A 13,687-nucleotide genomic window follows, 5' to 3' on the forward strand; every position below is an offset into this window, starting at 1 on the left:
CAGAGCAAAGGACGTCCATGCACGACCGCCCCAGAGTGCGGATCACGTCGCTGACCCGCGTGATCCTCGCCTCCGGCCGCCGCGTCGATCTCACCGAGCTGCGGCTGTCGTCGACGTACGGCGGAATGCCGGAGGGCTATCCCTGCAAGCCGGTCAACGACAGGAGGATCGACGGCCTGCTGCGCACCGCCGGGCGCACCTTCCCCGCCACCCCGGTCCACCTCGTCCAGCCCGCGCGCGAGTACCCCGACCAGTACGCCGGCGCGTTCGGCCCGGTCGAGGTCCTGCCACCGGTCGCCTGCGTCGGCTCCCTGCGCTCCACGCCCCTCGACCCGGCCCACGACCCGGTCCTGTACCACTCGTCCCTCACGGTCGTCTGGTTCCAGCAGACACCGCACGTGCCGTCCGAGTGCGCCGCGGAGACGGGTCTGCGGGAGGTGGACTGGGAGAAGCTCGCACGGGACCACGCGCCGTAGCCCACCCGGACACGGCAACGGCCCCCGACCGGACAACCGGGCCGGGGGCCGTTCGCACTACTCGCCGCGCGGAGGCGGTGGGATTTGAACCCACGGTGACATCGCTGCCACGACGGTTTTCAAGACCGTTCCCTTCGGCCGCTCGGGCACGCCTCCCCGCGTCGCCGGTGATCGGCGGCGCGGGGACAAGGGTAACGGGTCGCCGCAGGCGCGTGGGTGTCAGTTGTCGCCCACGCGGGAGCCCAGGGTGAGGTCCACGGTGTGGGTCTTGCCGTCGCGCTCGTAGGTGATCGTCACCTTGTCGCCGGGCTTGTGGGTCCAGATCTCGCCGATCAGGGTGGGCCCGGAGTCGATGACCGTGTCGTCGAGCTTGGTGATGACGTCGCCGGGCTTGAGGCCGGCCTTGTCGGCGGGGCCGCCCGACTCGACCGCGGAGGAGCCGCCGCTGCCCTGGTCGGTGATCTTCGCGCCGCTGGAGGAGTCCTCCAGGGAGACGGAGGCGCCGATCTTGGCGTAGACCGGCTTGCCGGTCTTGATGAGCTGCTGGGCGACGTACTTGGCCTGGTTGATCGGGATGGCGAAGCCGAGGCCGATCGAGCCGGACTGGCTGGTGCCGCCGAGGCCGCCGCCGCTGGTCGACTGGATCGCGGAGTTGATGCCGATGACGTTGCCCTGGGCGTCCAGCAGCGGGCCGCCGGAGTTGCCCGGGTTGATCGAGGCGTCCGTCTGCAGGGCGCTCATGTAGGAGGCGTTGGAGCCCGTGCCGTCGCTGGAGGCCACGGGGCGGTTCTTGGCGCTGATGATGCCCGTCGTCACCGTGTTGGACAGGCCGAAGGGAGCGCCGATCGCGATCGTGGAGTCGCCCACGGCCACCTTGTCGGAGTCGCCCAGGGTGAGCGGCTTCAGGTCAGACGGGGGGTTCTTGAGCTTGATGACCGCGACGTCGTAGCCCTGCGCGTGGCCGACCACCTCGGCGTCGTACTTCTTGCCGTCCGGGAAGGTCGCCGTCAGCTTGCCGCCGTCCAGGGCGTCGGCGACGACGTGGTTGTTGGTGACGATGTGGCCCTGGGTGTCGAAGACGAACCCGGTGCCGGTGCCGCCCTCGCCGCTGGTGGACTCGGCCTCGATGGTGACCGTGCTGGGCAGGGCCTTGGCGGCCACCGCCGCGACCGTGCCCGGGTCGCGCTTGACCGAGCCGCCGCTGGTGGAGGACGAGACCGTCGTCGAGCCGGTGTTGTCGTCGTTGTTCTTGGCCAGGGTGTAGCCGAGGCCGCCGCCCAGCCCGCCGGCGACCAGCGCGGCCACCAGGATCGCGGCGACGAGCCCGCCGCGGCGGGACTTCGGCGCGGACGGCTGCGGCTGGTACGAAGACCCCCAGCCGGAGTCCGAGCCGCCGCTGCCGCCGTCGGCGTACGAGGGGGTCGCGGGCGGCGGGGGCGGCCAGGAGGCGTCGGGGGCCGAACCGCCGTGGCCCTGCTGTGCGCCGCCGTGGCCCTGCTGCGCGCCGCCGGACTCCGCCGCGGCGTACGCGGGTGCGTGGCCGGAGTGCAGCACGTCCTGCTCCCGGGCGCCGGGGGCGCTCGGAGGCACGGGCGGGAGCGGGGCCGTCGGCGCGCTCCCCTGCGCGGACGCGGAAGTGGGAGCGTCCACCGGCACGGGCGGTGCGGACGGGGCGGGGGGTACTCCGGTGCCCTCGTTCTCGGTGCTCACAGCTTCTCTCCTCGATCCACGGCTGTTGTTCTCGGTCGCACTCGGTCACGCCCGTTCACGTTGGTCGACGGTCCGGCGCGTTGCAGCTGTGCATGTCCTTTTGTATGTCGTCAGCTTTTCCCATGGACCGTCAGGGCACCATAAACGGCGCCTGTGGGTCCGGGACCTTTCCTTATATAGGGCATGACACGCAAAAGGGGCGCAATCTCTACGCCTCCGGCCGCACGGGTACCCCCTGGCGGTGGCACCATGACGCGGTGACCCACGCACGGCAGCACACGACCCAAGTGGTCGCCCACCGCGGAGCCTCCGAAGAGGCCCCCGAGCACACCCTGGCCGCGTACAGGAAGGCCATCGAGGACGGCGCCGACGCCCTCGAGTGCGATGTACGCCTGACCGCGGACGGCCATCTCGTCTGCGTCCACGACCGTCGCGTCAACCGTACGTCCAACGGCCGCGGCGCGGTCTCGGCGCTGGAGCTGGCCGACCTCGCCGCGCTGGACTTCGGCTCCTGGAAGACCCGGGAGGGCTGGCGCACCCGGGACGAGGAGCCCGACTGGGAGTTCCGGCCGGAGGACCGGGAGGACACCTCCGTCCTGACCCTGGAGCGGCTGCTGGAGCTGGTCGCGGACGCGGGGCGGCGGGTGGAACTGGCGATCGAGACCAAGCACCCCACGCGCTGGGCGGGACAGGTGGAGGAGCGGCTGCTGCTGCTCCTGAAGCGGTTCGGCCTGGACGCGCCGGCCTCGGCCGCCGAGTCGCCGGTGCGCGTGATGAGCTTCTCGGCGCGGTCGCTGCACCGCGTGCGTGCCGCCTCGCCGACGCTGCCGACGGTCTACCTGATGCAGTTCTTCTCGCCCCGCCTGCGCGACGGACGGCTGCCGGCGGGTGTCCGGATCGCGGGCCCCGGCATCCGGATCGTGCGCAACCACCCGGCCTACGTCCAGCGGCTGAAGGCGGCGGGTCACCAGGTGCACGTGTGGACCGTGAACGAGCCCGAGGACGTGGACCTCTGCGTCGGCCTGGGCGTCGACGCCATCATCACCAACCGCCCGCGCGCGGTGCTGCGCCAGCTCGGCCGGTGACGGAGTCCGTACGAACCCGCAAGAAGGTGACACATGGTCACTGGTTCGCAAGCTGGTAAAGACCTGTGAAGAGACCTTGACCCCACGAGTCACCTCAAGCATCTTCAGTCTCGGCCAAACCGTCGAAATCCAGCCACCCGACTACAGGGAGTGCTCCGGCGCGTTCGGACCGTATTCGATCGTCGCGAATGCGTCACCGGACGCGGATTGGCCGGTTTCCGGTACAGGCCAATGGGGCATCCACACCGTGGCGTGGGGCAAAGGAGGTCTCGGGGGTGGCGTTGGTGGTGGCACAGGAGGTGCCCACGTCGTCGAGCATGGCCGTACCCCATGGCCCTGCGGGCGTGGGGGAGGCGAGACACCGCATGCGCGAGCAGCTGCGCAGGGGCGGCGTCTCGGAGGCGGTCATCGACGATGCCGTACTGATTCTTTCCGAACTGCTGAGCAACGCGTGCAAGCACGGGCGGCCGCTCGGCGACGCGCTCGCCGGTGACGGGGACGTCCGGGCGGCCTGGCGGGTCGACACCGGCGGCAGGCTCACCGTCGAGGTCACGGACGGCGGCGGTCCCACGCGTCCCGCGCCGGCCACGCCCTCGGTCACCGCGCACGGCGGCCGGGGCCTGAACATCATCACCGCCCTGGCCGACGACTGGGGTGTCCGGGACGACGCCCGCGGCGAGGTCACGGTCTGGGTCGTGGTCCACGAGGACGTTCATGATCCGGACGCCGGACGCCGGCGCGACGACTTCGCTACGCGCGTCGCGGCACCGTCGATCACGGCGATGTCCGGCCTGGACTTCACCGACACCTTCGACGGCCTGGACTGAGCCTGGGCCCGGGTCGAAGCGGCCGTTCCGCCGAAGCGCCCGCGAAGCCGTACGTTGTCCACAGGTCCCCGTCGGCCATGGCGTGAACGGCTAGGCTCCCGCCGTACCAGACGAGCCGTAACCGGGAGACACCCACGATGGGCAAGAAGCGAGTCCAGACGAAGGCCAAAGGCCGCCAGACCAGCACTGGAGCCCGCGCCGGAGGCGCTGAGGGGGACTTCCCGGTCGTCGGTGCGCGCGAGCCCTGCCCCTGCGGCAGCGGCCGGCGCTACAAGGCATGCCACGGCCGCGCCGCCGCCCAGGCCGCGACCGAGCTGGTGCAGCGTCCCTTCGAGGGCCTGCCCGGCGAGTGCGACTGGGTGGCCCTGCGCGAGCTGGTCCCGGCGGCCACGGTCGAGCTGGCCCTGAAGGACGGCCTGCCCGAGGGCGTCCCCTCCGTCACGCTCGCCACGGTGCTGCCGATGGCCTGGCCGGCGCTGCGCCGCGACGACGGCGCCGTCCTGCTCGGCCTGCAGAACGACACGGCCTCCGGCGACATCAGCCGCGATCTCGCCGACACCCTCCAGCGCGCGCTGACCGCCGACCCGGGCACCCCGGTCGAGGGCCGGCGCGCCCCCGCCGACGGGCCGCGGCTGCAGGATCTGCTCGACCCCGAAGGCGCGTTCGAGCCAGTTGTGCACAGCGGCTTCGAGTTCTGGGTCCCGGACCCGCAGAACGCCACCCCGGAGGTGACCGCCTCCCTGGAGCGGGCCAACGCCGCGGCCATCCCGACGGTCCGGCTGACCGGCGTGGACGCCGCCTACTGGTGCCGGACCCCCGAGAAGAACCACCTGCGCTGGGTCATGCCGCACCCCGAGGAGCAGCTTCTGGACGCCCTCGCGCGCCTGCACGCGGCGGGCCGCTCCCACCTCGGCGAGGGCACCCGCCTGGTCGGCTCCTTCCGCGCTCACGGGCTCACCGTGCCGGTCTGGGACCTGCCGAGCGCGGTCACCGCGGAGGATGTCGAGAAGCCGGCCGCCGAGTTCGCCGAGCGCCTCGCCGGCGCCCTCGCCACCGACGCGCCGCTGAGCGCGGACGAGCGTCGCGCGCGGGGTGGACTCACCAACCGCCAGGTCACGCTCAGTTGACAGTTCGTGACGGCGTCCTCTTCGGCTGACCGACCGGTCAGCCGAAGAGGATCAAGCGGAGGCGGTGACTCCGATCACAAGTCCCGGCCGCCGCAGGCGAATCCGGTGACTTGAAACCCCAGATCGAATTTGCGAACCGCCGATCTCTTGTTACCGTTCCAGTAGCCCGGTTGCTGGTGCATCCCCCGTCGCCAGCAACCGGGTCTTTTCATGGGCGCTTTCAGGGGGCGCGTTCCTTGACGGACCGAGGGCGTCCGTCAACTGCCCGTGGAGACATCGGAGTTGCTGCCCGACCGCAGCAGCAGCCGCCCGCTCTCCCCCCGCTCCGCGAACTCCGCGACCGCCGTGTACCCGTCCAGTGATCCCCATGTGCGCTCCCTGGGCGTCTCGCACGTCTCCGGCTCGTCCTCGGCGCCCACCGCGCACCTCGTCTGCACGGTGTGGCCGGCGGGCCCCAGGAGGCTGAGGACGGCGTCCAGGGCGTCCCCGGTGCCGTTGCGGTAGTAGGTGCGCGCCCAGGTGTCCGCGCCCTGCGTGAGGACACAGGTCTGCGCCTCGACGCCTTCGGGAGAGGTGAGTTCGGGACCGCAGCGCGCGGCGGTGGCCAGCCCCAGGCCGAGCAGCAGCGGCGAACCGGCCGGCGCCTTGGCGTCTCCGCCGGAGGCGGACTCGGGGTCGGGGTCGGAAGCGGATGCCAGGGGAGCAGGGGAGTGACGTACGGCCTCGCGCGCGGGGGCTCGTACGACGGCGTGGCCCTCGTCGCCCACGGGTCCTGCGGACGCCACGGCCAGCGGCAGCGCGACGGCGCACGCCACGACGCCCCCGAGGGCGAGGAGACGGAGGTTCATAGGCGGACGATAACGACCGCCGGCGGGCGCGCCGTCGCGTGCGCGCCCGACACCCCTACAACTCGGGGGCGCTCACACCCGTACGAGTGAGGGCCTCGACGACCGCGTCCACCACGGCCTCGACGTCGGGCACCCAGGGGGAGGCGGAGCCGGGCAGCGGGGCGCGTTCCCAGCGGATCTCGCCCTCGCCGGTCTCGGACGGCGGCAGGGCGAGGTAGCCGCCCTCGCCGTGGAAGCGCAGGGAGCCGGGGACGAAGTCCTGGGCGTAGAGCAGCTCGCCCAACTGCTCCATGGAGTACGGCTTCACCAGGATCGCCCAGCGGCTGGGCGAGGCGATCACCGGACCCAGGCGCATGCCCCTGCGGTCGAGTGCGGCGAGGGCGTGCGCGGCCGGGAGGGCGGGCAGGCTGACCGCGCAGGGGGCCTTGCCGCCGGTGGCCAGGATGATGGGGGCGGTGGGCCGGTTGCTCCACCACCAGCGCACCATGCGGGCGTCGGTGGTGGCCGCGAGGAGGCCGGGGTCGAAGGGGTGCGCGCCGGGCACCGTGCACTCCGGATCGGGACAGCCGCAGCGGGAGCGCCCCTGCGGGTCGGCCGCCGCGCCCGGGAGTACGGGCCACTGCCATTCGGCCGCGAAGGTCAGGGCCGCGCTGATCAACTCAGGCCTCCCGTCACTGCGCTGGGACAGGAGCCTGCGTCGCCTTCCGAGGATCTCGCGCATGAGCGCTCGTTCCTTTCCGTTGCACCGCTGGCAACACCGTGGGCCACATCACACCATGTGTCGATCACTTCACTGTGCGTACCTGTTGGCGCATCACACCCCTGCTGGAGGCAAGGGGAACCCCTCTGAGCCGGGCATCGGCCGCGTCCGCGGCGGCTTCGACCGCCCGACCCATGGTGCATCTATCAAAAGCATGGCCGTGGCGTGGGGGTGGCGAAGTCTGGCGTTTTGCCGTCCCGCGTATTTCTCTTCGCCTCCGCCACGGGAGGATGGGGCACGGTCGTCGGTGGATAGGACGCCCGGGTCGGTCAGCAGGTTCCGGCTGACTGTCAACCGCCCCTGGCCTTCTCCGAGTAGGTACCCATCACGACCGCTGTGACGCTCCGTGGAGCAAGCCCAGTCGACCGCAATACCCCGTTACCCGAGTCGGTTTTAAGCCAACTTTGCCTTTCGTCGGAAAGTCCACCAGTGACTCACGGACACCAGGAATCCCTGCAGGACAATGCTGGACATCCCCTCACGAGTGCGTGTACATGTGGAGACACTGCCAGCGGCGCAGAAGACATGGGGGTTTGCGATGCTTTTGTGCAGTACGCACCGGCCGGAAAGCCGGACGCCATGACCGCCCCTCACGCTCCGAAAGTGGCTGGAATCGATTCAACGGTTCCCCCGCCCGCACACACTGTCGCGCCCGCGCCCGCAGCCCCGGACACCCCTGCGGTCCCGCCGCCGAACGCCCCGGGCGCCCTGCTCCAGGACCGCCTCGCCGGCTGGGTCTCGGACCTGACGACACTCCACGAACTCACCGAACGCCTGGCCCGCACGGACGCACTCGACGAGGCCCTGACCGAACTGCTGCGCGCCGGAGCCGCCCTCGTGGGCGCCCGGCGCGGTCTCGTCGTACTGGAACCGGGCGACGGCCTCGGACCGGACACCACGATCGGCCTCGGCCTCGCGCGCGCCGACCTCGGCCACATCGAGACCGTGCCGCGCAGCGCCATGTCCTACGGCCGCATCCTGGACGGACTGCCGGGCGCCGACGGCGAGATCGCCCAGCCCGACCTCCTCGCCGAGGACGGCCTCGACCCCCGCCACCGCGAGGTGGCCGCCCGCCTCGGCTACGCCGCGAGCTACGCCCTGCCCCTGGCCACCCACTCCGCGGGCCGCATCGGCGCCGCCGTGTGGCTGTACGACGAGCCCGCCGAACCGGTCGAGCGCCAGCGCCACCTGGTGGGCCTCTACGCCCGCTACGCCGGTGAGCACCTGGCCCGCCTGGTCGAGGTGGAGCGCACGCGCGCGTCCATGGCGACGATGGCCGAGGAGCTGCTGCCGTCCCGGCTCCCGCGCGTCGCCGGCGTCCAGCTCGCCGCCCGCCACCGCACCGGCCCGCGCGGCGGCGGCGACTGGTACGACGCGCTGCCGCTGCCCGACGCCGCCCTCGGCCTCGCCGTCGGCGCCGTCACCGGCTGCGGACCGAGCGCCGTCGCCGCGATGGGCCGGCTGCGCGCCTCCCTGCGCGCGTACGCCGTCATGGAGGGCGAGGACCCGGTCGCCGTCCTGTCCGACCTGGAGCTGCTGCTGCGGCTGACCGAGCCCGCCCGCTCGGCCACCGCCCTGTTCGCCTACTGCGAGCCCGCCCTGCGCAAGGTCACCCTCGCGGGCGCCGGACACAGCCCGCCCCTGCTGATCGGCGAGCGGCGCACGGAGTTCGTGGAGACGTCCGTGTCCGCGCCGCTCGGCATGCTCGCCTGCTGGGAGGCGCCCAGCGTGGAGTTCCAGGTGGAGCCCGGCGAGACGGTGCTGCTCTACACCGACGGCCTGCTGCACCGCACCGGCGACCCCACCGACCGCGCCTTCGCCCGCCTGCACGCGGCGGCGGCCGGGGTGCCCAGGGCGCTGCGCGAGGACCCGGGCGCGATCGCCGACCACGTGCTGCGCACGGTGCTGCCGGACGGGCTCGACCGGGCCGACGGCGAGGAGGACGTCGTCCTGCTCGCGGCGCGTTTCGAGTGAGCCGGGGGCGCGTACGTCCGTGCGCGCGCCGCTCCCCGCGGTAACAGGTCCTTCGCCCCTGGGCCCCCTTCCGTACGACCGTACGATGGTGGGGGTCCAGTGCCGTATCGAGGAGGATGACCGTGGCCGACGAGCTCACCCCGGAGACCCCGGAAGAGTCGGAAGAGCCGATCAAGCAGCGCAAGAACGGCCTGTACCCGGGCGTGTCCGACGAGCTGGCCGAGAACATGAAGTCCGGCTGGGCCGACACCGAGCTGCACGACCTGCGGCCGATCCCCCAGGCCGACCGCACCGCCGCCCGCCGCGCCGCGCTGTCCGCGCGCTTCCCGGGTGAGCGCCTGGTCGTCCCCGCGGGCAACCTCAAGACCCGCTCGAACGACACGGACTACCCCTTCCGCGCCTCGGTCGAGTACGCCTACCTCACCGGCAACCAGACCGAGGACGGCGTCCTGGTCCTGGAACCCGTCGCCGACGGCCACCAGGCCACGATCTACCTCCTGCCCCGCTCCGACCGGGAGAACGGCGAGTTCTGGCTCTCCGGACAGGGCGAGCTGTGGGTGGGCCGCCGGCACTCCCTGACCGAGGCGGAGAAGCTGTACGGCATCCCCGCCTCCGACGTGCGCGAGCTGCCCGGCAGGCTGCGCGAGGCGACCGGTCCGGTGCGGGTCGTGCGCGGCTACGACGCCGGCATCGAGGCCGCCCTGACCGACAAGGTCACCGCCGAGCGCGACGAGGAGCTGCGGGTCTTCCTCTCCGAGGCGCGGCTGATCAAGGACGAGTTCGAGGTCGGCGAGCTGCAGAAGGCCGTCGACTCCACCGTGCGCGGCTTCGAGGACGTGGTGAAGGTCCTCGACAAGGCGCAGGCGACCTCCGAGCGCTACATCGAGGGCACGTTCTTCCTCCGCGCGCGCGTCGAGGGCAACGACGTCGGCTACGGCTCCATCTGTGCCGCCGGCCCGCACGCCTGCACGCTGCACTGGGTGCGCAACGACGGGCCGGTGCGCTCGGGCGACCTGCTGCTGCTGGACGCGGGCGTCGAGACGCACACGTACTACACCGCCGACGTCACGCGCACGCTGCCCGTCAACGGGCGGTTCAGCGAGATCCAGAAGAAGATCTACGACGCGGTGTACGAGGCCCAGGAGGCCGGTATCGCGGCCGTCAAGCCGGGCGCCAAGTACCGGGACTTCCACGACGCGGCGCAGCGCGTGCTCACTGAGAAGCTCGTCGAGTGGGGGCTGGTCGAGGGGCCCGTGGAGCGGGTGCTGGATCTCGGGCTGCAGCGGCGCTGGACGCTGCACGGGACGGGCCACATGCTCGGCATGGACGTCCACGACTGCGCCGCCGCGCGCGTGGAGACGTACGTCGACGGCACGCTGGAGCCCGGGATGTGCCTCACCGTCGAGCCGGGGCTGTACTTCCAGGCCGACGACCTGACGGTGCCGGAGGAGTACCGGGGCATCGGCGTGCGGATCGAGGACGACATCCTGGTCACCGAGGACGGCAACCGGAACCTGTCGGCGGGTCTGCCGAGGCGCTCCGACGAGGTCGAGGCCTGGATGGCTTCGCTCACGAGCTGATACGGAACGGATGGCCGGGTACCAGTGGGGTGCCCGGCCATTGACGTGCCTGGATTCACGAAACCTAGGGGGAGGGTCGTCGTGGACGACTTCTGGTCCGGTGTCGGTGTCGATCTGCATCTGGAGACCGACGACGGCGAAGGGCGGCGGGTCGGGCTGGAGCGGGCGCTGCGGGACGCCGTGCGGGACGGGCGGCTGGCGCCGGGGACGCGGTTGCCCGCCACCCGGCGGCTCGCGAGCGAGCTCGGGATATCGCGCGGCACCGCCAAGGCCGCCTACGACCAGCTCGTCGCCGAGGGCTACCTGACGGCGCGGCAGGGATCGGGCACGCAGGTCGCCGAGCTGCCGTCGGTCGACGCGGAGGCGCCGGGCGCGGCGGCCCGCGCGCGTACCCCGCGTTTCGATCTGCGGCCCGGCAGCCCGGACGTGGGGGCCTTTCCGGCCGCCGCCTGGTTGCGGGCGCTGCGGCGGGCCATCGCCACCGCGCCGCTGCTCGCGTACGACTACGGCGACCCGCGCGGGCGGATCGAGCTGCGCCAGGCGCTGTCGGGGTACCTGGGACGCGCGCGGGGCGTCATCGCGCCCCCGGAGCGCATCGTGATCACCTCCGGGTACGTGCAGGGGCTCGCGCTCCTCACGCGCGTGCTGGACGGCGCCGAGATCGGCATGGAGGACCCGGGGCTGCCGTTCCACCGGGAGGTGGTGCGGCACAACGGCGGACGCGTGGTGCCGGTGCGGGTCGACGAACGCGGGGCGTGCGCGCAGGAGTTGGGGGAGGAGCGGGCCGTCGTCGTGACGCCGGCGCACCAGTACCCGACCGGCGTGACGCTGCGCCCGGAGCGGCGCCGGGCGCTGACGGACTGGGCCCGCGCGCGGGGCGGGCTGATCGTCGAGGACGACTACGACGGGGAGTTCCGCTACGACCGGCAGCCGGTGGGCGCGTTGCAGGGGATGGCGCCGGGCCAGGTCGTCTACCTCGGTACGGCCTCCAAGACGCTCGGGCCCGCGCTCAGACTCGGCTGGATGGTGCTGCCGCCCCACCTGGTCGACGCGGTCGCCGACGCCAAGCTGCACAGCGACCACCACACCGAGTCCATCGGACAGCTGGCGCTCGCCGAGCTCATCGACAGCCACGCCTACGACCGTCACGTGCGCGCGTGCCGGCTCCGGTACCGGCGCCGCCGGGACCAGTTGCTGGACCGGCTGGGCGGGCGGCGCGGGGTGCACGGCATCGCGGCCGGGCTGCACGCGCTCGTGGAGGTCGCCGACGAGGCGGATGTCGTCGAGCGCGCCGAGGCCGAGGGCCTCGCGCTGGGCCGGCTGGGCGACCACTGGCACACACCGGGCGAAGGGCGGCCCCAGGGACTGGTCGTGGGGTACGGGACGCCTCGGGAGCGGGTGTATCCGGAGGCCCTGGAGGTGCTGGGGAAGGTGCTGGAAGGAGCGTGAGGCCCGGGGGGCGGCCCCTGTGCGCGGCCGTCCCCCGGAGCTCAGACCGCCGCCGCTCGTACGGTGACCGGCACGGCGTCCAGCAACAGCGCCCCCGCCAGCAGCCCCGCACTCCCCCGCGGGCTCCACGCGCGCGCGTGCAGGTCGGTGTCGAGGGCCGCCAGCGCCGCCGCGCCCGCCTCCGTCGCCGTACCGCCCGCCTCCAGGACCGCACGGGCGCCCGCCTGGACATGGCGCAGCCCCATCGGGCCCGCCGTGTGGAGCAGTTCCGTGTCCTGGAGGGTGGACATCACCGTGAGCAGGGCGTCCAGCCGTGCCTGGGTCTCGGTGGCGCCGGCCGAGCGGGCCGTGGTCAGGGCCTCCCACGCCCGCCGTACGTGCGGGAAGCCGGCGCGGGCCTCGCCGCGGGCGCCGGCGGCGCCGTACCTGACCGAGACCGACGAACCGCGCGACGGCCTGCGCGGGGCGCCCTTGTCGTTGAAGGCGGCGATCCGCTTGGCCGTCGCGACCACGTCCCGGGCCCCGGCGCGGGGGTCGAGCGCGGCCGCGGCGACCAGGAAGCCGAGCGCCCACAGGGCGCCGCGGTGGCCGCCGCCCGCCAGGCGCACCGAGTGCTCCGTGGACCGGCCGATCGCGCCCAGTTCGGCCCGCAGCGCGGGGGTGGGCTCGCCGATGCGGCGGGCGGCGGCGGCCATCGCCGCGAGGCCGGGCGCCAGCGCCTTGGCCGACCAGCGCAGCGCGCGGTGGTCCGGGCGGGCGGCGGGCACACCGAGGTCACGCGGGTCGGGCAGGCCCGGTTTGGGAGCCAGGTCGAGCTGACCGGTGAGCGCCTCCACGGCGGCCTGGGCAAGCGTCTCGTCCTCGCGGCTGCTCATGGCCGCACTCTAGGAGGACGCCGACGCCGAGGGAGTGGCGCTTTCGGTCGGAGCGCCGCTCGGCGGGGTGCCCGTCGGGGCGTCGCTCGGCGGGGTGCCGCCGCTGCCGCTGCCCGCGCCGGTGTTCTCGGCGTCCGGATCGACGGCGAGGGTCAGGAAGCCCTTGTAGCCCTTGGACGGGTCGCTCTTGTGCACCGCCTTCAGGGTGAGCAGGCCGCTGGCGGCGCCGCCGCCGTCGTACACCATGTCGTCGGCGAGGGTGGTGTAGGTGCCGGTGTGCTTGGAGTAGGGGTCCAGCGTGAAGATCTCCTGGGCGATGTCGTCGTCGAAGAAGAGCTGGCCGGTGTAGTTGACCTTGCCGCCCTCGTAGGTGCCGTCCTCCTTCTCGCCGCCCGTGTGCACCTTCACGTGGATGTGGCAGGTGCGCGGGGTGTACCAGCCGGGGAAGATCGTCTCGAACTTGACCACCCCGTTGGCGTTGGCGATCTGGTAGCCGCGCAGGTACGTGGCGTCGTTCGCGGAGTCGCCCTCCTCGCTCTCGGCGGGGGCCGAACCGCCGGGGTTGGCGGTGGTGTAGCCGGAGTAGTAGCCCCAGGCGTCGCAGTGCCAGATCTCCACGGCCGCGCCGGAGACCGGGGTGCAGCCGTCGGTGGCGTCGACGACGGTCAGGCGCAGGGTCAGCGGGACGCCGGCCTTGCCCTCCGTGATGTCCTTGCGGACCAGGGCGCCGTCCAGGTAGTAGGGGCCCTCGGTGACGCTGGACATCAGGGTCATGCATGCGCCGCTGGAGGCGTCGGCCGTGGCGGTCGCCCCGGCGCCGGTGGTGGTGTCCGCGAACGCCGACTGGTAACCGGCGACGGCGAGGCCGCCGGCCGCGACCGTGCCGCCGGTCACCGCGAGGGCGCGGCGCCGCGTGATGGAGGTGTTCTTGTGTTTTCCCGTCATGATCGGGAACGTAGGGAGGGCGGCCGTCAGG

The 13,687-nt window shown here is 72.9% G+C and carries 12 protein-coding genes and 1 tRNA gene; 7 read left to right on the forward strand and 6 right to left on the reverse strand.

Going from position 1 to position 13,687, the window contains the following annotated elements; all coding sequences use genetic code 11:
* Positions 1-17 precede the first annotated feature (17 nt).
* On the forward strand, positions 18-476 hold the full coding sequence (locus ACYF6T_RS21455; protein WP_461698400.1) for a hypothetical protein: 459 nt from the start codon (positions 18-20) through the stop codon (positions 474-476).
* A gap of 69 nt (positions 477-545) precedes the next feature.
* On the opposite strand, the gene ACYF6T_RS21460 is transcribed toward ACYF6T_RS21455, so the two are convergent.
* Positions 546-632, reverse strand: a tRNA-Ser gene (locus ACYF6T_RS21460).
* Positions 633-695: 63 nt separating this feature from the next.
* Positions 696-2,186: a S1C family serine protease gene (locus tag ACYF6T_RS21465; protein ID WP_461698401.1), complete on the reverse strand. Its 1,491-nt coding sequence runs from the start codon at positions 2,184-2,186 to the stop codon at positions 696-698.
* A gap of 257 nt (positions 2,187-2,443) precedes the next feature.
* Here ACYF6T_RS21465 and ACYF6T_RS21470 point away from each other — a divergent pair, with 257 nt between their 5' ends.
* The 3 genes from ACYF6T_RS21470 to ACYF6T_RS21480 all read left to right on the forward strand — a co-directional run bounded on the left by ACYF6T_RS21470 (position 2,444) and on the right by ACYF6T_RS21480 (position 5,225).
* On the forward strand, positions 2,444-3,271 hold the full coding sequence (locus ACYF6T_RS21470; RefSeq protein ID WP_461698402.1) for a glycerophosphodiester phosphodiesterase: 828 nt from the start codon (positions 2,444-2,446) through the stop codon (positions 3,269-3,271).
* 188 nt (positions 3,272-3,459) lie between these two features.
* Positions 3,460-4,098: an ATP-binding protein gene (locus tag ACYF6T_RS21475; protein WP_461698403.1), complete on the forward strand. Its 639-nt coding sequence runs from the start codon at positions 3,460-3,462 to the stop codon at positions 4,096-4,098.
* 137 nt (positions 4,099-4,235) lie between these two features.
* On the forward strand, positions 4,236-5,225 hold the full coding sequence (locus ACYF6T_RS21480) for a DUF5926 family protein (protein ID WP_461698404.1): 990 nt from the start codon (positions 4,236-4,238) through the stop codon (positions 5,223-5,225).
* A gap of 257 nt (positions 5,226-5,482) precedes the next feature.
* Here ACYF6T_RS21480 and ACYF6T_RS21485 read toward each other — a convergent pair whose 3' ends face one another.
* Both ACYF6T_RS21485 and ACYF6T_RS21490 read right to left on the reverse strand, forming a co-directional pair.
* A complete protein-coding gene (locus ACYF6T_RS21485; RefSeq protein ID WP_461698405.1) occupies positions 5,483-6,073 on the reverse strand; it encodes a hypothetical protein in 591 nt (196 codons plus the stop codon).
* A gap of 55 nt (positions 6,074-6,128) precedes the next feature.
* On the reverse strand, positions 6,129-6,794 hold the full coding sequence (locus tag ACYF6T_RS21490; RefSeq protein ID WP_461698406.1) for a bifunctional DNA primase/polymerase: 666 nt from the start codon (positions 6,792-6,794) through the stop codon (positions 6,129-6,131).
* Positions 6,795-7,412: 618 nt separating this feature from the next.
* Here ACYF6T_RS21490 and ACYF6T_RS21495 point away from each other — a divergent pair.
* The 3 genes from ACYF6T_RS21495 (at position 7,413) to pdxR (ending at position 11,836) form a co-directional block, all read left to right on the forward strand.
* Positions 7,413-8,807 carry a PP2C family protein-serine/threonine phosphatase gene (locus ACYF6T_RS21495; RefSeq protein WP_461698407.1) on the forward strand — a complete coding sequence of 465 codons (1,395 nt, stop codon included), beginning with the start codon at positions 7,413-7,415 and terminating at the stop codon, positions 8,805-8,807.
* Positions 8,808-8,923: 116 nt separating this feature from the next.
* The gene (locus ACYF6T_RS21500) at positions 8,924-10,387 is read left to right on the forward strand and encodes an aminopeptidase P family protein (protein ID WP_461698408.1); all 1,464 of its coding nucleotides are present in this window, start codon (positions 8,924-8,926) and stop codon (positions 10,385-10,387) included.
* 81 nt (positions 10,388-10,468) lie between these two features.
* Complete coding sequence (pdxR, locus tag ACYF6T_RS21505; protein WP_461698409.1) at positions 10,469-11,836, forward strand: MocR-like pyridoxine biosynthesis transcription factor PdxR; 1,368 nt, start codon at positions 10,469-10,471, stop codon at positions 11,834-11,836.
* Between the two features lie 41 nt (positions 11,837-11,877).
* Here pdxR and ACYF6T_RS21510 read toward each other — a convergent pair whose 3' ends face one another.
* Both ACYF6T_RS21510 and ACYF6T_RS21515 read right to left on the reverse strand, forming a co-directional pair.
* Positions 11,878-12,711, reverse strand: coding sequence for a triphosphoribosyl-dephospho-CoA synthase (locus ACYF6T_RS21510; RefSeq protein ID WP_461698410.1), 834 nt, complete (start codon positions 12,709-12,711; stop codon positions 11,878-11,880).
* A gap of 9 nt (positions 12,712-12,720) precedes the next feature.
* Entirely contained in the window at positions 12,721-13,656 is a 936-nt protein-coding gene (locus ACYF6T_RS21515) for an intradiol ring-cleavage dioxygenase (protein ID WP_461698411.1), read from the reverse strand.
* Between the last annotated feature and the right edge of the window lie 31 nt (positions 13,657-13,687).

The organism is Streptomyces sp. 7R007 (assembly GCF_054850255.1).